The organism is Psychrobacillus syltrankelensis (assembly GCF_055454035.1).
In genome coordinates, this window is sequence record NZ_CM144227.1 from 2,392,279 (window position 1) to 2,413,117 (window position 20,839).

Consider the following 20,839-nt stretch of genomic DNA (forward strand, 5'->3'; position numbering starts at 1 on the left):
AATACTCTATGTACTATTGTATCGGATTTTCGTGAAAAGACAAAATGACTGCCCCTATAAATTACGAAGATCAGTTAGGACATCTACCTTATAAAATTGATCACTTTCGATAAACCTGATTAATTTTTCTGCAACGTCTTTTGTATTGGTCAGCTGTCCAGATTCTTTGTATTCTTTAAAACGTTCTACTGATGGAAATGCACTTGCAGACGATTGGCGAATTGTGTTCTGCATGTTTGTATCAATGATTCCTGGTGCAATAGATACTAATCGCACCCCGTTCGGCTTGTTCGACTCTTCTAAATTTACCGCTTCTGTAAATCTATCTAGCCCTGCTTTTCCAGCACAATAGCTGCTCCAACCATCTAATGCGTTTCGACCAGCTCCAGAAGAAATTTGAACAACTTTTTTCGGCACATTTTTTGTAGTCAATTCACTGATGAAAGCACTTGTTAATACCATCGGAGCTGTCAGATTAACAGCAATACTTTTCGCAATTAGATCGCTGTTTATCTCTCCAGCCATCCCAATCGGTTCAATCGTTCCAGCATTATTGATGAGCGTTAAAGAACTTGCTTCTGAAGATGCTTCTTTTATAATTTCATTCATCATAGCAGAAAGCTTTGAGGTTTCTGTTAAATCCAATAAATAATGATGATAGCGATGATGATCAATACCATTTTCTTTTCGTGCAATTCCATAAACAGTATGTCCAGCTTCTAATAATTGATTAACTAACTCTAAACCTATTCCACTCGTCGTTCCAGTAACAATATAATTGTTCATTTTACCATCCATCCCTTAATTAATTTTTCGCTCTTTCCAAAATAAAGAGATTACAAAGCTAAGTGCAAGCACAAACATTGCTAGGACGTAAGGATAATCGATATTCACGTCAAACAAAATCCCTGCAATGCTAGGGCCTATAATATTTCCTACACTTGTAAATGTGGAGTTTAAACCTCCTACAAACCCTTGCTCATTGCCTGCTATTTTAGATAAATATGTTGTCAACGCAGGGCGTATAATATCAAACATTAGGAAAATGACAAATGTCACCGCTAATATCGACCAGTATGCTGACACTTTAATCATAGCAAATATGAATACAGTCGATACGGCCATACAAATTTGGATCAATCTAATTTCACCTATTTTTCCAACAACCCGATCAAATGATAAAACTTGAGCAATGACGCCTAAAATTCCACTAACTGTAATAATTATAGCAATATCTTTTGGTGTAAATGCAAATTTATGATCGACGAAAAGGGAATAGACAGTTTCAAAAGCCGCCAAGCCAAAACTAGATACAAGAATGATAATCATAGGGATTAAATAAATTGGTTCCAATACTTTACGGAACCCTGATTTTGCTACGAGCTTATCTGTTATCTTCTCTGATATCTCTGGTCTTTTAGGCTCTTTCAGTATGATTAATGAAAAAATAGATCCTAAAAAGCCTAAAACTGCTGCAAAAAAGAAAGGTAATCTTGTTCCATGTTCAGCCAAAAACCCACCAATTCCAGGGCCTATGATAAATCCAGTACTGATAGCCGCAGCAACATAACCCATTGCTTTTGGTCGTTCCCTTAAAGAAGTAATATCTGCAACAAAAGCTGTCACTGCCGGCATAATGAATGCTGCGCTAACCCCACCTAACATTCTAGAAAGATAAAGCATTTTCACATCTTGTCCAAACGCAAAAAGCATTTCAGACAAACCAAAAAGAAGCATACCAATAACAATCATTTTTTTTCGTCCAAACGTGTCTACCCATTTTCCCGCTATCGGGGAAACTAATAATTGAATGAACGCAAAAGCTGCCATTAAGTACCCAATTGTAGTTCCTTCTAGATGCATCTCCCTCATCAATGTTGGAAAAACAGGAATAACTAGTCCTATCCCTAAAAATACAATAAACAAATTCACTAGTACTAAATATATCGTCTTGTTCAAACCACTTTTTTGAATAACCATTTTCAAACTCCTAGCTAAAAATTATGACTTCTGTTTATAAAAATAAACCCTATAGTAACTATAGGGTCAAGTAGCTTGTATTTGTATTTTGAGCTCGACTAAAAATTCATCTTCTTTTGAGGCTGTTGAGTTTATTGGCATCCAAACATCATAAACGACTGGTACTACCTTTATATGATGTTGCTCCAAATAATCAATTAATTTGTTGTAACAAACTTCATATACATCATCTATTAATGCAAACGTGATACTGAGGTAATTCCCTGCTGGCAACGAGCTGATTTCTACCTCCTCAAAATTACTGGATTTATTATCTTTCACAGTATGTGTAAATAAATAATCATAATTAATATCTTCCATGGATTTATACCTTTTTAAACTATATGCCCCGCCATACAATGTATCGAAAACGCTTCCTACGTCTTCCAACACTTTACTTATAAGTCCATATTCCCTGTTAGGTATATCATGTACGCTTATATTCGATGTTCTTATTTTCACTATTTTCTGTTCCGGCATTTTCTTAATACATACAGTCATCTTGTTTGACTCTAAGACAAACGTTTGAATTTGTTCTTTTTTCCGCTGCAATACTTCTTTAGTTTCTAGTAGCCTTTGGAATTCTTGGTCTATTCTATCCTCTTGGTCGGCAAGGTACTTGACCAATTCTTCCGGTCTCAATGTGAGTACCGATTTCACCTCGTCCAACGAAAGACCAAGATACTTTAGAGTTTTAATAATGTCTAAGTAATATAATTGGGTATTTTGGTAATATCTATACTTATTATTTGGATCAATTTCTACCGGCTTAAATAAATTTATTTGATCATAGTATCGTAAAGTTTGAATCGATAAGTTACTTAGTTTGGCCACTTCTCCGATTGTTAAATAATGAACTTTCACGTAATCACTTCCTTGTAGGCTATATTATAAAAGCCATCCTAGAAAACTAGGATAGCTCAACTTATACTCTCTTGTTTTAATTATTCTCAATTCCTTGTATCGTGACCTCTTTAACAGGTAAGAATAGCTCTCCTGTATTTAAGAACTTCACTCGCACACTATCTCCTTCTTGCATATAAACTGCTAGTGGAGCTACTTCAGAAGATACAATATAGCTTTGTTTATTGTCCAACAAAAATGATACTTGTGTGAAGTCACCGACACGTTCCTTGAATACACGTAAAACAGTTCCAATTACAGATTTTTCCTCTGCATTGGAGCTTCCATCAACAGAGCTTCCTCCACGTTGAATCGCAGTTTTATACAACTTCAACGCTTCGTTTGGCGTATTACCGTATACCGATATTTCTGGATTTGCTGCAGATACGATGAAATAGTTTTGTAAGAACCCATTCGAATCCAGTACCGGTGTTAACCAGCTAGCCTCTCCGTAAAAATTGTAGAGAACAGGCATTTCACCCGACCATTTCTTTTCAATAAATTTCTTTTCAATGATTTGAAGTGCACCTTGGGAATCCATATAAGAGTCTTCGAGGTTCCCTGTGTAATAAGTCGCTTTTCCAGTTCGACCATCTGTCAATGAATAGCCAAGCATCGAATCGACGCCTTCTTTTGGACTTGTAAAATCTGTAAAGTAATACATTTTTCCATCTTCACCGAAAATCGGGCTAACATTCGCTTCAGTTCCTTCATCTGAAGGTAGTTTTACATCCTTTTTCCCAACAATACTATTAATAAAACCATGAATATAATTCCCATAATAACTGTTTTGCAAGCTAACAGTTTCTGGTGATACAGCTCCATCAATAAAAGCTGGTACGTCATCTAACTTATAAGAATCTGTTTGACCTGTAGCAGGGTCCACAACAACAATCCCATCCACATCAAAACCATTTCGAGCAGAGATAAACTTCCCATAAGAACGAATATAATAAGGTTTTCCATCCTCATTAATCTCTAATTGAGGCTCTCCGTAAAAAATCTTAGTTGGGTGCATCATTCGCATATGTCTTTCCAAATTTTTATGAAGGAATGAGGATGGTGTGTAACTCATTTCTGCTTTTACAAACTTTGGATTATCAGAAGAATCTGTTGCACTCATCGTAAAATAACCTGGTGTCACATCTCCATTCATCCATTTGAAAAATCCAGAAAATTCAACAGGAGCAATGTATACATATTCATCTTTTACTTTTTGTATTTGTAAATTACCCAGCTCATAGTAACTTGTGTTTGGAACTTGCCCAAATGCTTTTTTCATTTTATTTCGTGCGAACTTAGGCGGTACACTCGCAGGTGTTTTTGTTTCATCAAAAGGTTGAATTTCCACCTGTTCGTTCATTTTAGCAATTTCAAACTTTTCATTTGCATTCCAAACCGGCGCGGACAACATGAAAATAGCAACTGCTAAACTTCCTAAAAATAGTACACCCTTAATTTTTTGCTCTTTCCCTCTTGAAATACTTGTACTAGCAAACGTAGCAAGAACAAGCCAAGGCCATAAAGCTGTCCAGTTACGATCTAAATTCGTCACATAATATATAACCGATAATAAGATAAAAGCTAAAATCGCTAGTCCAATGACAGAAGGCATCGTACCCTTTCCTTTTGCTGTCAATGGTACAACTAATAATGCAGTAAGAACTGCTGCTATTGCTGAAATAATAAAAACAAACGTCATTCAATCATCCTTCTTCCACTTTTTCTACACTCTATTATACGGTTAAAAAGAATAATAGTTTCAAAATTAAATTATGAAAAAAATCCTCTACATATGGGTTTTCTAAAAACAAATATGTAGTTTACGTGATATACTGGATAGAAATATAGAAACCCATATATAAACATATTTGGATACTCAGATATTCAGATACTGCCTTATTTTACTAGAAACTTCCCAATAACAAGTAAGGAGCCAATAACCGGACTTTATATAATCATCATTTTAATGCAATTTATTACTTTGACGAATATTACATTATTTAACGGCGAATGGAACGGTATAGCAATGTGGCTAAATACTGGCTTATTTATTGCCGGAACTGCATTTTATTCATTAAATCGCAAGGAGAAGGTTTCCAAAAGATGACGTAGCTAGATTATAAATCAATGGAAACGATACCTAGGAAACATTCTTTCTAACTAGGTATCCTCCTTTATATACTCACGAAACTAGTTTTAATCCGATTGCTGCACCTAAAACCATTGCTATAAAGACAATTCGTTTCCAATCTTTCGACTCCCCGTATAAAAGCATCCCTAAAATGGCTCCACCAGATGCTCCAATACCGGTCCAAATTGCATAAGCAGTTCCCATAGGAAGTGTTTTCATTGCGTATGCAAGGAATAGGAAACTTCCTCCAAATGCGAGAAATAGCAATAATAGCGATTGCCAATTACGTTCCTTATGGAATTTATTAATCATAGTTACACCGAACATTTCAAATACCCCTGCTAAAATGAGAGAAATCCAAGCCATTATAACTCATCTCCTTCCGATACTTTTTCGTTTGTAACTAACTTCAGCCCAACTACACCTGCTAATAGTAGTAATATCAAAATTATTTTACTTACTTTAAAAGATTCCCCAAACAATAAAATCTCCGAAATGACAGTACCCGCTGTACCCATTCCTACAAAAATCGCATATACAGTTCCTACCGGAAGTTTTTTTCCAGCCATAATCATTAAATAGAAACTAATGATAATAGAAATAACTGTTCCCGCCCAGGTCCAAAAATCACTAGCATGTTTTAAACCAATGACCCAAAAAACTTCAAAAAAAGCAGCAATAAAAACCTTTATCCAATCTTTATTCATCTAAATGACTCCCTCTTTCTACTCTAATATAAACAAAAAAGCCTAAGAGATAACTGTCTAACAGTTTCTCCCAGGCTTTTATCCTTCCGTGACACAGCAAAGCTGTGAGTTTTCTCTTGGTCTCGGACCAACTCTCTCGTTGCGGAACCCTAGAAAACGTTTATATATCTAATTAATTTACATTATACAACTTTTAAAGACTTATTCAAGAAAAAGTAGAACTCATTTAACTTTATCCTACAACGGTTTTAATACCTTTCTCACTTAATCCAAATCCTTTTTTCCAAGAAGTGATTATGAAAATGGAAGCAGTAATTAATAATCCACTGAGGATAACAAAGCAATACACAATTAGACCAGTCGATACCATTCCTGTAAAGATAGCGAGGAGTACAATTCGAAAGAGTAGTCCGATTGATCGAAAAAGACTATCAATTCTTCCTATTATTTCGTTTGGTATCCTGTCCATCAAGAAAGAATTTCTGGCGACTCTTGCTCCACTGTTTCCTATTGCAATAAAGAACATAAGTGATAAGTATACGGGAACATTAGCAAATACGATTAAGGAGATTGCAATTGTGTAAGTAATAACGCAGTATATGATTGTTTTTTCATCCCCAAATTTTCTAGCAATCGTAGGCACGATAATCCCTGCTACTATTGCCCCCATTCCATAAATCATACTTTGAGTGCCATATAAACTTCCAGAAGCTTTTAGCACATCTGTTAAATACACGGGAAATAAGTAATTCGTAATCATTACTCCGATAAATGGCATGACAGAAAAAAACAGAAACAAAAACATAGACGGTCGTTTTAACATATACATTAAACCTTCTGTACCTTTTGACTTGGGGTTTTTTCTAATGTTACTAAGACTTGATTGAGTATACGGCAATTTTAAATAAAAGTAGATTGCAGCACCATAAGTTAGTGCGTCCAGTAGCAATATGTATTGTATATCCCAAATAGATAATAAAATACTTGCTAAGCCTCCAGCAATTACGCTAGAAAGCTGCCCTTGAACTTCCATTGTTCCATTTAATGATTTGTACTGATCTTTGTTAAAGATTTCTTGATTTAACGCGAACATAGTAGGGTAAAAAATGGTGTAATACATACTCCCTATCATGTAAATGAACATATAATGCCAAACTTCATAGGATAATCCCAAAAAACCGATTAATGAAAAAAATAACAATAATACAAAACAAATGATTTCACTCATCAACAGTAATTTCTTTCGAGACATTTTATCAACTAAATTACCGATAAATGGTGTAACGATGAAACTAATAATTGTCATGCATATAGTTACATAACCAAATACCCTATCCCCATTTGCACTTGTCACAAGCATCCATGGTATCGCAATCATGGTTATTCCAGATCCAATAGAGGAGGAAATATTAGCAAAAATAATTAGTCGGAAACGGGAATCGTTATATAAACTTTTCATTGTAGTGTACCCCTTTTAACATGAAGGAACTTCATTAATATTCTTTTTATTTTTACTATAATAGAAAAATCCTATTAAGAATTCAGTCATAGGTCTTGATAAGAACTCATCCAAATTACTGAAATCATTCATAACTATAAATAGGAGGAATAAGAAAAATGCAAGCGTCGTTTAAGTCATTTTGTCTTCACTATTTCTAGAGTGCTTTAGACAAGCATTGGCTACACTTTTTTTCCGAAGACTTTTATGGAGGATCCGGAAGTGACTGCGTCACCTCCAGATCCTTATAAGCACCTAAACAAATCTATCTCCACCTAAAGTAAGTCCATAAGCACCTATCGAATCTATGGCCACCTATAGCTTACCTTACACCCAATTTGTAATAGTGCGAGTGGTTCTTCCCTAGATGTCTCTATATACAAAAAGATTCAATGGTCAAAGTTTGGCCATTGAATCTTTCTTAGTAAAAATATTATAGATCAAATTTTCGAACTGCATCGTGTAATTGTTCAGCCATACTTGCTAAGTTATTTGAAGATGCCGTAATCTCTTCAATACTAGCTGCTTGTTCTTCAGATGCAGCTGCTACGTTTTGGATATTTCCTGATGTTTGAACAGAAATTATACCCACTTGTTCCATCGAACTAGCAATATTACTTACACCTTCGTTCATATTTTCAATTGCATGGTTGACGTCATTCATTTGCTCCGTCAATTCTGTTACAGCAATGGAAATTTCTTTAAATGCGTTGCCTGCTTCATCAAACGTTATGGCGCTATCCTTGACGTTTTCATAACTAAATGCCATTGATTTTACTGCATGTGATGATTCAGCTTTTATTGTTTCAATACGTGTGCTTATTTTATTGGCTGCTTCTCGTGATTGATCTGCCAATTTTCGCACTTCCTCTGCAACAACAGCAAATCCTTTTCCATGTTCACCTGCTCGAGCTGCTTCAATAGAAGCATTTAATGCCAGAAGGTTTGTTTGATCTGTAATTTCAGTTATTAATGAAACGATCTCTCCAATTTCTTGTGTATATTCACTTAAACGTTGAACAACTTCTGAAGTCTCTTGGATTGCTACCGATGTTGTATCCATTTTTTGCACTGCACTGTGAATTGTCTGATTGCCTTTTTTGGCTATTTCTGATGTATTTAATGCTTTAATAGATACACTACTAGTATCTGATGCTACTTGATTCATTTCTGCAGAAATAGATGTAATATTACTTTCCACTTCTTCTATCGCAGATGTCTGTTTATCTGAGCCAACTGCTACTTCTTGCATCGAGGACGTAATTTGTTGAATGGATGCACTAGTTTGTTCAGATCCAGCTGATAATTCAACGGAAGTTGCTGCTACCATCTCCGCATTTTTTCCAATATGAGTGATTAAAGAACGTAAATCATCTGTCATATTGTGAATTCCACGCGATAACTGAGCAATCTCATCCGTTCCTTTAATATCTAATTGTTCTACCGCTAGATTTCCTTTCGCTACTTCATCAACAAAACCATTTATAGCTTTAATCGGATTAGTAATTTTTTTACTTACTATGTAACCAACTAGAGCGCCTAATGCAACAAAAATTAATGTTATACCAATACAAAGCAATAAAATTGTTGATTGTAATTTCGAAATAAAAGATGCATCCATATCTAGACCAAAAATAATATCTGTTCCTTTAAACGGTACAAAAATAGATTTATGAACACCATACTCATCAGTATAAATATCACTAATCTCTACTATATTTTGATCAATTGCAGTATTCATTTTTGGATCAAAAGCGTAAGCTTCATTATGGGAATCTGTTTCACTTAGAGCAACTATATGTTCTTTACCATTGGAACGAGAAAGAACATACACATTTTCAACATTATGTTTTGCTTTAGCATCATTTAATTTGTTTAATAGACTGTTGTACTGTTCATTATCTTCAGAACTATCCGACTTTACAGCTAAATCTGGATCTAGATTATCCACAACATCATTGGATACCAACTTTAATGTTGTTTCAAATTGATCGATAACATAGTTGTTAATAATCATTCTAGATGAACTGAATAAAATGACACTAAAAATAATAGAGAATATGGCTATCGGAATAATAAAACTTAAAATATTTTTATATAACAACGAACTTTTATATTTCTTAAACAGTTTCAAGTTGTGTGGCCTCCAATGTTTCAATTGATTGTTGAAGAGATTCAATCATCGCTGGGATATGTTGCACTTCAGTATATGGTGAAATTGAAAAGAACTTTGCTGCTGCAACAGGAACTAGTTCATCAGAATTGCATACAGCTACCGTGCAAACGCGAGTTGTATCCCCAAAAAATACGTCGTCTCGATGTTTTCCTAACACTTCAAATAACGATGCATTTAAAGTATTGATCTCTTGTACTTGTTCAATGGTATATTTGCCAGACTGCTCACTTTTCCAGTCTAAACCTTTCGAATAGAATCGATATGCTGTAATTGGTCCGATATTTGGTTCATTAACTACCTGTAACGCTGGAATTCTTATAGCTAATAGCTCTCGGAACACTAAGTTAACACGAACGTAATTCGCTAATAGTTGTTGATATCCAGTCTTACCAAATGCTAATAATGCGGCATAAATGGCAATAGAACTACCCATACGTGAGCATTCTAACGTATAGCCTGTATGATATGATCCGTAGCCACGATTACCTACATACGGAGTATCAAAATCTTCAAGGTCTAACAAACCTAAATATTTTCCTTCCTTCACTAAAAACAAACTCGTTAAGTAAGGTGTTTGTCCAAGTTTTTGGAAATCAAAACATAAGCTATCTGCCAAAGAAATATGCTGCATTCGCTCGCGAATATGTTTCAAACTTACAAGTACATCTCGCTCAAAATGCAGTGGGTTATTTGTAAAATCATAATCATTGAAGAAAGCATAGAAACCACCTAAAGCAGAATCCGCATGAATATGGATAGGTTTCAAATCATATTTGTTTTCGAATGTTGTTGCCATTTCTTTAATCGCTTTAACATCATCAATAGCAAAATTATCTGTTGCACCAGTAGTAGCAACAATATACACAGGAATGCCGCCTTTTTCGATTACTTCCGTTAAGCGCATTTTCAAATCTTCCATATCCATAGAATGATCCGCACCTGCTTTGACACGTATTAAATGATTACTTCCGATTCCAACTGCCTCAACAGACTTCAGCAAACTATAATGTGCGTTTTCAGATGCAAAGCAATATAAATTATTTGGAACGCCTTCTTCTTTAGCATGTGGGAATTGTTTTGCTATTGCTATACGCAAACCACTGAACACAGCTCCTTGTCCACCCCACGTTGTATATCCAAAGCTTTCTGTAAAGTCATACCCAACTAATTTTGACATCATCGACACCACTTTGACTTCACTTTCAGCTGCTGCTGGACCATATACATCCCAAAGGTTATTACCATTTAATAACGAATTAGTAAGTTGACCAAGAACACCAGGGATACTTGCCATTGGTAAAACATTTGTTACAAAGTTTCGCGTATGATAAGGATGACCTTTCATTAAGGCAGTCAATTCACCCACTACTTCGTTCATATCCCTACTTTCGGAAGGCACTTCGTAATCTTCCATAATCTCTTTGTAAAAATTTGCTGAGCGTTCTTCCATCGGTCCAAGTGTCGTTTTATTTGGATCCTTTAAATTATCCATTGTAGTTAAAATTTCTTCCACAAACCCTAATAATTGTTGTCTTTGCGCTATATTACCGTCTTCACTTTGAAAAAGCTGTTGTATGTTCTTCATTTGTTCCCCTTTCATAGTGCATATTTACTTTCAATTTTTTTCTTCAATAGTTCATTGTGCTTAACTCTATTATATACATACTTTCCCATAAAAACTATATGTTTCATTAAAAAATTGAGTATTTATATGCATTTAATAGTAAAATAATGTTATTATATTTTGAATAGTGTAAATTTTTTGTTTTGTGTAGGAGATTTAGGAAGATTTAGTTAACCCCACTAATGTTATAAAAAAGTGTTTGCTAAAGGGAACCAGCACATAAAAAATCCTGAAATCAACCTTTTTTGGCTGAAATCAGGATTTCTATTATTTTTCAACAACTACAATTAGATTCTTTCGAGCGTTTCAATGCCCTTCGAAATTAATCTAATTTTTTTATTACAATTGAAGCATTTACGTTTGCTTGTGTTCCACCAATTGGGGTTGCAAGTCCAACTGCTGCAGCTGAAGAATGATTTCGAAGAGTAAGAACATCCCCTGCTCCAATAATGAATATTGCTTGCCCATTGTTTTGTTGCGTTCCAGCACCTGATGCATAAATGGTTCCTGGAACTAGGTTTCCATTTAAAAATAGCGCAAATTGATTCGGTTCTGTACCTGATACGGAGAAAGTAACTTCGTAGATACCTGCATTGGTAATTTGAATCGAAGGTGAGCCGGGAGCATGCAATATTCCAGCCGTGAGCAAACCATTTGTATCAAAATTAACGTCCGCCTCAATCGCAACGGTTTGAGCACTTAAGTTGTAAATGTACGCTAATTCCGATAAACAATTACATGGTATTATTATTCCCAAAAGAATAACCTCCTTTCATTTATAATACGATAGATTATGATTGAGATGGATTCATGGCATGGACAAATATACTAAACAAAAGAATAAATAACTTAATAACGTTCCTTATCCTACAGATTAGTAATGGAATTTTTTATAGCCATACAATTGAACGTGAACATTACAGTCAACAAAAAAACACTTAGTGAATACAAGACACACTAAGTGTTTTTCTCTTTTTATAAATATGTACCTTTTTCCTCATACGTAACGTACCAAATCTCATCTCTTTGCAAGATACTTGTTCCGATCCAACCCTTTGCAATTAGTTGTTGTTGTTTTTCCGTGTCACCCATATTAATTTCCAACACTTCGGTACTGGCTTCACGATCTTCATGGAGCTTTTTATAAAATACGTAGCGAAGCATTTCACCGTATTTCTTTTTCAGAGCACCAATGACCATGCCTTGACTTAGCTTGTCTTTTAAGCTTGCAATGTTAAAAGGTGCAACTGTTGCGCATACATGTGTATATGGTGAAGCATCTAAAAGCTCCATTACGATATTTCCAAGTTTTTTTTGCAAACCAAATCCCCTGTAATTTGGATGAACATTCGTAATTTCTTGATAGACAACTTTGTTTAATTGCTCTGTCTGAAGTCCAATATCATATCCTAGATGATGTTCATCTATCTCCGGTATGGCTAATGCACGGAATGCAATTAGCTCTTCCTCCACAAATACTCCAACCATTAGATGATTTGAGATAGACTCTACGTATTCTTCCTTTGTTAAAGGTGATAAAAAATTATTGTTTGCGATCGTTTCTAAAACTATATCCTGTATTCGAAAAATATCATTTACATCGTCTATTGTTAGTTCGCGTACAACATATTCTTTTTCACCTAGACTTCCTTTCCATTCCTTCATCTGAACACCTCTTACTTTGTAACTTTCGTAGAAAACTCCGTCAGCTCTTGTAAAATTGTTTCATCCACATCTACCCCTAAACCAGCACGTTCGTTTAGTTTAATAAAAGGAACGTCATAATGTAAGTTACCAACGTCTTTTGAGAATTTAAGTGGTCCAGTTAATTCTACACTAGTGAATGCTTTTTTAGAAAATGCAACATGGAAACCTGCCGCGGATCCAATAGAAGACTCAACCATAGATCCAATCTGACATTCGATTCCTGCCATTTCCGCCATATGCGCAAGCTTCATGGCTGGGTAAATACCTCCGCACTTCATAAGTTTAATATTTACTTTATGCGCTGCTTTTTTCTCAATCAGTTCACGCATATCTCGGAATCCTCTTAATCCCTCGTCCATCATAAGAGGGGTGCTTGTTTTTTCTTTCACTTCCACCATTCCGTTAAAATCATCCGCAATGACTGGCTGTTCTAACCAATCGAGGCCAGCATGCTCCAATTGTCGCATTGCTGTAATTGTATTAGCACTGTTTTTCCAACCTTGATTGACATCGACACGAATTGCAATATTATCTCCCACTTTTGCACGTACTTCTTGAATGCGTTGTACGTCGTCTCGCACTTCTGTTCCGACTTTCATTTTAAATGATGAATAGCCTTCTTTTATACGTTTTTCTGCTTCTTCCGCCATCTTTTCAGGTGTTCCGATACTTAAAACATGCGTAATTGGAAATTTTTCATGATAGCGACCGCCAAGTAGTTGATAAACCGGGACACCAAGCTTTTTCCCTACTAAATCGTAGCAGGCAATATCGACTGCAGCTTTTGCTGCTGGTGCTTGATAAACAGCTTTATCCATCATTTCATGTAATCGTTCAAATTCCATTGGATTTTTTCCGATTAACAGAGGTGCTAATGTATTTTTAAGCATTGCGTATGTACTTTCCCACGTTTCTCCCGTTACATGCTCATCCGCAACAGCTTCTCCGTATCCGACTAGCCCATCCTCTGTCGTTATTTTTACAATAATTGAAGGCATATCGTCATAAGTATGGTAGCTAATGATAAACGGTTCTATTAATGGTAATCTTATTGCATAAATATCAATTTCTTTTATTTTCATCTTATTTCCCTACTCTCTTTACAAGTTTTTAATTTCCAGTTATAGTTGTCGTTAAATAGTCGTTTAAAATTTAAAAAAAGAGGTGCACGGATGATCACACGTATTGCCGTCTTAGGATCCAGCAATTTTATCGAGCATTTAAGGCAATTTGAACATGAACTAATTTCTATCCGTCTAGACTATTATATCTATAATACACCCATGGAAGCAATAGATATAGTGTCCAAAGTTAAACCCTGCGATGCTGTGTTTTTTTCCGGCTCCCTTCCATATATTTATGCGAAGGAAGCTAGAGAGAAATTACCTGTTCCTTCTAATTATTTAAGGCAAGATGAAACTGCTATTAGTACTACACTTTTGTCCATTTGCTTTTCTGAGTCTATACCTATCCAAAAGATTTCTATCGACTTAATTGAACCAAGAAGTGTAAATAGTGTTTTGGAGGATATAGCGGAAACGGAACAACATCCATATATGATGCAAATTGATTCTGGTTTTAATTTGCAAGAAGTCGTTTCTTTCCATTCCAAATTGCAAAAAAACGGTGAAACCTCTTTAGCAATTACTAGTATTCACGCAGTTTATCAAGAATTAAAGGAAAAAAATATTTCTGTCATTCGAATGATTGACCCTAAAAGCTCCATTTTAAGAGGAATTGAAGAGACGAAATCCATGGCACTTCTTGCCAAGAGCCAATCCGCTAAAATTGCTGTTGGCTATATACAATTAAACAACAATGCATCGATGTCAGAAGATCTGTTAAAGAAAATTTCAGGATCTATACAAGCAACTGCCGTGTCAGCAGAAGAGAATTTATATGTGTTATATTCTACACAAGGCGACATACAGGAAGCATTGAAAAGCAATACATTAGAAACATGGTTTGAACTCGCTACTTCGCCACTATATATTGCATTTGGATTTGGTAAAACAGTTATAGAGGCAACACAAAATGCTCGTGATGCACTACCCTACGCAACGGAGAATACTGCTTACTTAATAACTGACCAAAAGGAATTGTTAGGGCCTTATCCAAACAATCAAAAACAAGTAAATCTAAAGACAAATGAACCAAAGCTCGCTCTGCTAGCGAAAGATACAACTCTAAGTCCTGCGAATTTATCGAAGGTGATGCAGTTCAGTCGTTTTCATAAATCGACTGAATTTACTGCCTCTGATTTAGAAATCTATTTACAAGTAAGTAGACGTACAACGGAACGAATCTTGAAAAAACTAGTAGATCATGGGTATGCTCGCATTGTAGGTGAAGAAATGACCTACCAACAAGGACGCCCGCGTGCGATTTACGAACTAAATTTCCCGACTTACATGTAAATAAAAAAAGATTGCTAAATCTGTATACTATCCAGGATTTGACTTTTATATAAATAGCTCCAACTTTAAATTGGTCTCGACTTTTTCACACTGGTTGCGAATTCAGTGTATTTGGTCTCGATTTCAACTTAATTGGTCTCGAACTTATGTAGTTGGTCACTATGTGCCATTTAATGTAAAATATTCACCGTCTTTCGCTTTTTAAAAAAGCCGCAAACACCATTTAAGTGCATCTTGTCCTTTGCATTCACGAGCGCTTTGGACTAAACATCCACTACACTATTACCGAATAGCATGAGCCTTGAGCCCCCGCAGGTAGCGAAGCGAACGAGGAGGCTCAAGCCATGTCCGCGGAAAGCGAGCGCCGGAACGGAGAGCAACAACTCGTTGAATGGATTAACTATCTCTAATTTACTTTTTATAGAAATTACTCTTGACTAGAGGTAAGAAAGTGTACACCTGTATCGGAAATTAACCTGTTCATTTATATACTCCCTATTGAAAAGTTGTTAGATCAACGTTTTTAGTTGCTTTTTTTCTTTTAAAAAAGCTGTCCTCCAAGTCGTTTTACTGATCGACTTTTTGGACAGCTTCTTTTTGTTTAAACTTCTATTGTTTCTCTCTTTTGAATTTCTACCATTTCTGCTTGTGAAAGTTTTTGAATCGTAAAGCCAGTTAAAGCATAAATAACAGATATAATTGGCACAACGAAGTTTAAAACTGCATATGGTGCATATTCAAAAGTACCTACACCAAGTGTTCCAAGTATAAATACCCCACATGTATTCCACGGAACAAAGACAGAAGTAAGTGTTCCACCATCCTCTAAAGCTCTTGATAGATTTTTAGATTTAAGACCCATTTTTGTATAGGATTTTGCGAACATACGTGCAGGTACAACAATTGAAATGTATTGTTCTGAACAAGATGCGTTAGTCGCAAAACAAGCAATTAGTGTTGATACGATTAGTGAGCCTGCTGTTTTTGCAGCTTTTAATATTTGATTCATAATGGATTGAAGCATACCCGAATACTCTAAAATACCACCAAATGTCATTGCGACAAGTGTCATTGATACGGTATACATCATCGAATCTAATCCACCACGATTAAATAAATCGTCAACCATAGCATTTCCTGTATCGATAACAAAACCACTTTGAAGTGCTCCGATAGCTTCTGACAAGCTACCACCTTGTACAAACACTTGAGCTAGAGACCCCAGTATAATTCCAACTACAAGTGCTGGTATTGCTGGAACTTTTGTAGCAACAAGTACGATTACTGCAATTGGTATTAATAATAACCATGGAGAGATAACAAAACTTTTCTCCAACATGAAGATTGTTTGTTGAATACTCTCTTGATCAATATTACTATTTTTATATTGTAATCCTAAGATTCCATATACCGTAATGGCGATTAAAAGACCAGGGATGGTTGTATAAAACATGTGACGAATATGTACAAATAAGTCTGTATCAGTTAAGCCCGCTGCTAGATTCGTTGTATCTGATAAAGGCGACATCTTGTCTCCAAAATATGCACCTGAAATAACTGCTCCAGCTATAATTGGTGCTGGTATACCCATGCTTAATCCGATGCCCATTCCTGCTACACCGATTGTTCCCATTGTAGACCATGAACTCCCAATAGCTAACGAAACAACTCCGCAAATAATACAAATTGTTACTAAGAAAAGTGCTGGTGTAATAATTTTTAGGCCATAATATATCATTGTGGCTACGACTCCGCCACCAATCCAAGCTCCTATTGTTAGGCCTACTAAAATAATAATTACTACTGCTGGTAATGCTAGTTTAATCCCCTTATACATCATTTCTTCAATGTCATTCCACTTAAATCCGTGCTTCCAAGCAACTAATGCTGCAACAGATGTACCAATTATTAATGGAATATGTGGGCCTTGATCCAAACCAACTACCGCTACAATCATACTTCCGATCATAACTATTAGAGGTATTATAGCCCAAATTAGAGACATCTCTTTTTTTGTAACTTTTTTGCTTTTGTTTTCCTCCATACCATTTCCCCCTTTGCACTATTACGGCAATTAAATTGACGTTTAATAGTCGCTAATAGAGTTATGATAAAGCCAAAATGGTTGCTCGTCAATCCTTTTTAGAAATATTTGAAAGCGTTTGCGCAATTACTTTGGCACCAATAAACAATGAGTTATGATTAAATGTCATATTCGGGTGATGTAATCCAGGCGCAAGATCCGAACCAATCCCAATCATTGCAGCTTTTACTTCTGGATGTCTAATCGTATAAAAATGAAAATCATCACTTCCTGATGTAATCACTTCTTCTGCGAGATTCTCAGTACCTACAACTTCCACAATCCCTTGTCTTGCGATTGCAGTTGCTTCCATTGAAACCTCTGCCCCTGGTGTGATATCCTGCCATTCCCACTCAATTTCTATATCAAATAGATTTTGTAATGCTTCTAAGTCTTTTTCTATTTGGTCTTTCATTTTAAATAATATGTCATTTTTTGCAGCTCTAGCATCGATTGAAAATGTTGCAGTACCTGGAATGATATTTGCATTTTCTCCACCTGCTTGTATTTTTGTAAGTTTTGCAGAATACGCTTCAAATGGTGAGAAATATAGGTTTTTTAAAGCCTGATGAATTGCTACTGTCACATCAATTGCATTTTTACCTTGATGTGGACGTGCACCGTGCGCATCAATTCCTTTAATTTGACCTTCCAAGAACATTGCCGCTCCGTGATGAATTGCTGGAGATACTTTTCCGAATGGAAGCTCTTCAATTGGTCGTAAATGTACACCGAATAGATGAGTTACATCTTCAAGTGCTCCTCTATCAATCATCGAATTTGCTCCGTTACCTTTTTCTTCAGCAGGCTGGAATATAAAGCGGATACGTTTGTTCAGTTTTTCATTTTTTATTAGCAATAAAGCTCCCAATACCATCGAAATATTGGCATCATGTCCACATGAGTGATTTGCACGAAATACTCCATCAACTTCTTGCCAAAGTGCATCTATATCTGCACGAACTGCAATGACTTCTTCTCCTTCTCCAATTTCTGCTAGTAGACCTGTTACATCGTCAAAACGACGATACGGCACTTGAAGCTCGTCCAATATTTCTGCAATTTTGTTCGTTGTTTCGTGTTCTTTCCAGCTCACTTCTGGATGTTCATGAAAATGATTAAACCATTGTAATATTTGCGATTCTGTTTGCATATAACTTACACTCCTTTTTTCAAATTACCCTATAATTTCACAAATCCTACCTACTTGTCCATCCGTTAATCGCACTTTTATGCCATGTGGATGAAAGGACGAATTCGTTAATAAGTCCTTTACAATACCTTTTGTTTTTTCACCTGTTCGTTGGTCTTTTTTCAATATGATATATACTTCTAGTCCAGGTTTAACATCTTTTCTATTTTGTCCATTCATATGGATTCACCTCTTTTTGTATCGTACCACTTTCGTGCTATACATACACCATTTTGTAAAACCAACACTTTAATATGTATCTTTATTTTTTCTATGCAATATAAGGTTCATCATATATTCAGGACAATTTTTGTTCTAAACAATGGTAACAAAAAATAGGGCACTGAAAAAGTGTCATTCTAATAGTTTGCAAATAAATTATTAATAGCTACTTCACGGATTTAGCGCTTTGGCATTCGCTTTCCGTGTGAGTCTCATGCTCCTACGGTTACTCTTCGCAAAAAATATTTGCCGCCGCACTAAATCCTTTTAGTAGGTAATAAAAATGAGCAAGTAACTAGAAAAAGTTTAAATTGAAGTTTTTCAGCGATCTCTCATGGTTAGAATGGATCTGTTTTCACTGAAGGTAGTCAATAATACATAACGTTTTGATGATTCGAGGTTTTATCCTCTTAGTTTCCTTATGGGACTGACTTTCTTAGTAGGATATAAAACTGATGCGTTTAAACTTATGTTTCTAATTCACTTAAAATAAATCCTTTATTGTCTTGTAATCGCAACTACGGATGGTCTTGGAATATCACCAAATGGCCACCTACTAGTAGGATTATTAACATCTACACTCTCTTCACCCGGATGCTGGACAGACATAAAAAGTGTTTCACCATCAGGAGCCAGCCATGTCCCAGTTAATTCCGCCTCTACTGGTGCAGATGCAAATTGCATTGCTTTACCACGGTAAGGCCCTTCTGTCGGAATCATATATAATCCGTTGTTAAGGAATGGTCTATACGCTCCTTTATTGATCTTATCAGAAGCGATATCAGTGCAGACCCATAAATTTCCTGATTGGTCAAACATTAAGTTATCTGGACAGGCAAAACCACTTTGCGGACCTCCAGCTATAAAAATTTCATATCCAAATGAGGTACTCTCATGGTTATTGTCTTCTGGGAACATGCGATATATCTGCCCATAATAGTTTCCGTGCTCTATATTATTTGTGAAAGCAATAAAAACAGAGCCATCTCGGGGATGAATTTCAATATCCTCCGGACGATCTAGAGGGGTTCCCCCTACGAGTTTTGCGGCATCTCGCGTGTTGACCAACACTTCCCCCTGTGTTTTGTACTTATCTCTTAATTTAGGTGTCTTATTAAGGTCAAGAGCAATCCACTTATTTGCCCCCATATCCGCTACAAATAGTGTTCCTTTTTCAAGGAGACTACTATTCTGAGTCCCTATTTCAGGTCGATAAACGTCATCACTTACAAATTTATAAATGCACTGATCATTGGTATCATCACCACTATATACGACCACCCTACCAGATTTCCCAAGTGTCATCACTGCATTCTCGTGCGCGAACCTACCGAGCATTGAATGTTTTTTAGGGGTGGATTTAGGATCATAAGGGTCAATTTCAACCACCCATCCATAATGAGTAGGATTTAACGCTGGAACCCCTGGTGTCTTCGACCAATCCTGAACTATCTCTGCATAATTTTCTTCTCCAGAAAAAGCCGTATTCCAAAGTGTTTTTCCACCCGAACAGTTGGCAAATGTACCGATGACTTGAGTAACCCCACCAACTTCTCTATCCCCTTTAGCAGGTCCAGTTAAATTTATTGGCGTATTGGCAGTAATTCTCCGATTAAATTGAGAGTCTTTGACAATTGACCACTTTCCTTCTATTCCTTTTCGGATGTGAATGACTGATCCGCCAAGGTTATATTTTTCCACAGCAATTTGCTGCGGTGACCTTTTTGGTCCGTTCGGTTCTTCCTTGTAACCACTGACGAAAATGCTAAGATTTCCAATGTACTCATGATTGACCCAAAGGAGTCCTTCATTTGGGTCATTTCCAAAATAACAGGTGAAATCATTATTAAACCCGAATCTTTCACCATTCCCTAAATCCTGTCCCCAAGTCGCTACAATATCGTACTTGTAGCCTACAGGAAGAATAAGCTGATCTAGCGTTGAATGTCCGATTGGACTAAACTGTGAGAACCTGTTCCTACAAAACTTCCCAAAACCAAGCGCCTGCGGAACGTATGGATATTGTTCATATATATTTCTGACACACTGCTGATAATAGGGTTTATAATAATATGTCAAAACTAAACTCCCTTTCTCAAAATACTTATACGTAATCGATTATATATATGAGCAACGATAAAAATTTATTTCTTAAAA

The 20,839-nt window shown here is 35.9% G+C and carries 17 protein-coding genes and 1 riboswitch; of the genes, 1 reads left to right on the forward strand and 16 read right to left on the reverse strand.

What is annotated here, in order from left to right:
- Positions 1–54: 54 nt before the first annotated feature.
- The 12 genes from ACTSKG_RS11520 to ACTSKG_RS11575 all read right to left on the reverse strand — a co-directional run bounded on the left by ACTSKG_RS11520 (position 55) and on the right by ACTSKG_RS11575 (position 13,850).
- Positions 55–786 carry an SDR family NAD(P)-dependent oxidoreductase gene (locus tag ACTSKG_RS11520; RefSeq protein WP_464754765.1) on the reverse strand — a complete coding sequence of 244 codons (732 nt, stop codon included), beginning with the start codon at positions 784–786 and terminating at the stop codon, positions 55–57.
- 15 nt (positions 787–801) lie between these two features.
- Complete coding sequence (locus ACTSKG_RS11525; protein WP_464754766.1) at positions 802–1,980, reverse strand: MFS transporter; 1,179 nt, start codon at positions 1,978–1,980, stop codon at positions 802–804.
- Positions 1,981–2,046: 66 nt separating this feature from the next.
- The gene (locus tag ACTSKG_RS11530) at positions 2,047–2,883 is read right to left on the reverse strand and encodes a MerR family transcriptional regulator (RefSeq protein ID WP_464754767.1); all 837 of its coding nucleotides are present in this window, start codon (positions 2,881–2,883) and stop codon (positions 2,047–2,049) included.
- A 76-nt stretch (positions 2,884–2,959) separates the two neighbouring features.
- The gene (locus ACTSKG_RS11535; protein WP_464754768.1) at positions 2,960–4,624 is read right to left on the reverse strand and encodes a hypothetical protein; all 1,665 of its coding nucleotides are present in this window, start codon (positions 4,622–4,624) and stop codon (positions 2,960–2,962) included.
- A gap of 483 nt (positions 4,625–5,107) precedes the next feature.
- Positions 5,108–5,422, reverse strand: a complete 315-nt coding sequence (locus ACTSKG_RS11540) for a DMT family transporter (RefSeq protein WP_464754769.1) — start codon at positions 5,420–5,422, stop codon at positions 5,108–5,110.
- The gene (locus tag ACTSKG_RS11545; protein WP_464754770.1) at positions 5,422–5,763 is read right to left on the reverse strand and encodes a DMT family transporter; all 342 of its coding nucleotides are present in this window, start codon (positions 5,761–5,763) and stop codon (positions 5,422–5,424) included. Before ACTSKG_RS11545 ends, ACTSKG_RS11540 begins: the two co-directional genes overlap by 1 nt.
- 65 nt (positions 5,764–5,828) lie before the next feature.
- A riboswitch (guanidine-I (ykkC/yxkD leader) is annotated at positions 5,829–5,927 on the reverse strand.
- Positions 5,928–5,995: 68 nt separating this feature from the next.
- The gene (locus ACTSKG_RS11550; RefSeq protein WP_464754771.1) at positions 5,996–7,222 is read right to left on the reverse strand and encodes an MFS transporter; all 1,227 of its coding nucleotides are present in this window, start codon (positions 7,220–7,222) and stop codon (positions 5,996–5,998) included.
- Between the two features lie 472 nt (positions 7,223–7,694).
- Entirely contained in the window at positions 7,695–9,395 is a 1,701-nt protein-coding gene (locus ACTSKG_RS11555) for a methyl-accepting chemotaxis protein (protein WP_464754772.1), read from the reverse strand.
- Positions 9,382–11,022, reverse strand: coding sequence for a pyridoxal phosphate-dependent decarboxylase family protein (locus ACTSKG_RS11560; RefSeq protein ID WP_464754773.1), 1,641 nt, complete (start codon positions 11,020–11,022; stop codon positions 9,382–9,384). The genes ACTSKG_RS11555 and ACTSKG_RS11560 overlap by 14 nt, the downstream gene beginning before the upstream one ends.
- Before the next feature lie 361 nt (positions 11,023–11,383).
- Positions 11,384–11,818, reverse strand: coding sequence for a BclA C-terminal domain-containing protein (locus tag ACTSKG_RS11565; RefSeq protein WP_464754774.1), 435 nt, complete (start codon positions 11,816–11,818; stop codon positions 11,384–11,386).
- A gap of 218 nt (positions 11,819–12,036) precedes the next feature.
- Complete coding sequence (locus ACTSKG_RS11570; RefSeq protein WP_464754775.1) at positions 12,037–12,726, reverse strand: GNAT family N-acetyltransferase; 690 nt, start codon at positions 12,724–12,726, stop codon at positions 12,037–12,039.
- An 11-nt stretch (positions 12,727–12,737) separates the two neighbouring features.
- Positions 12,738–13,850 (reverse strand): mandelate racemase/muconate lactonizing enzyme family protein, encoded by a 1,113-nt coding sequence (locus ACTSKG_RS11575; protein ID WP_464754776.1) that lies wholly within the window; start codon positions 13,848–13,850, stop codon positions 12,738–12,740.
- Positions 13,851–13,940: 90 nt separating this feature from the next.
- Here ACTSKG_RS11575 and ACTSKG_RS11580 point away from each other — a divergent pair, with 90 nt between their 5' ends.
- Positions 13,941–15,185: a transcriptional regulator gene (locus ACTSKG_RS11580; RefSeq protein WP_464754777.1), complete on the forward strand. Its 1,245-nt coding sequence runs from the start codon at positions 13,941–13,943 to the stop codon at positions 15,183–15,185.
- 601 nt (positions 15,186–15,786) lie between these two features.
- Here ACTSKG_RS11580 and nhaC read toward each other — a convergent pair.
- The 4 genes from nhaC to ACTSKG_RS11600 form a co-directional block, all read right to left on the reverse strand.
- Positions 15,787–17,229, reverse strand: a complete 1,443-nt coding sequence (gene nhaC, locus ACTSKG_RS11585; RefSeq protein ID WP_464754778.1) for a Na+/H+ antiporter NhaC — start codon at positions 17,227–17,229, stop codon at positions 15,787–15,789.
- An 88-nt stretch (positions 17,230–17,317) separates the two neighbouring features.
- On the reverse strand, positions 17,318–18,421 hold the full coding sequence (locus ACTSKG_RS11590) for an amidohydrolase (RefSeq protein WP_464754779.1): 1,104 nt from the start codon (positions 18,419–18,421) through the stop codon (positions 17,318–17,320).
- A gap of 24 nt (positions 18,422–18,445) precedes the next feature.
- Positions 18,446–18,640, reverse strand: coding sequence for a YwbE family protein (locus ACTSKG_RS11595; protein ID WP_464754780.1), 195 nt, complete (start codon positions 18,638–18,640; stop codon positions 18,446–18,448).
- Positions 18,641–19,180: 540 nt separating this feature from the next.
- On the reverse strand, positions 19,181–20,761 hold the full coding sequence (locus tag ACTSKG_RS11600; protein ID WP_464754781.1) for a PhoX family protein: 1,581 nt from the start codon (positions 20,759–20,761) through the stop codon (positions 19,181–19,183).
- Positions 20,762–20,839 lie beyond the last annotated feature (78 nt).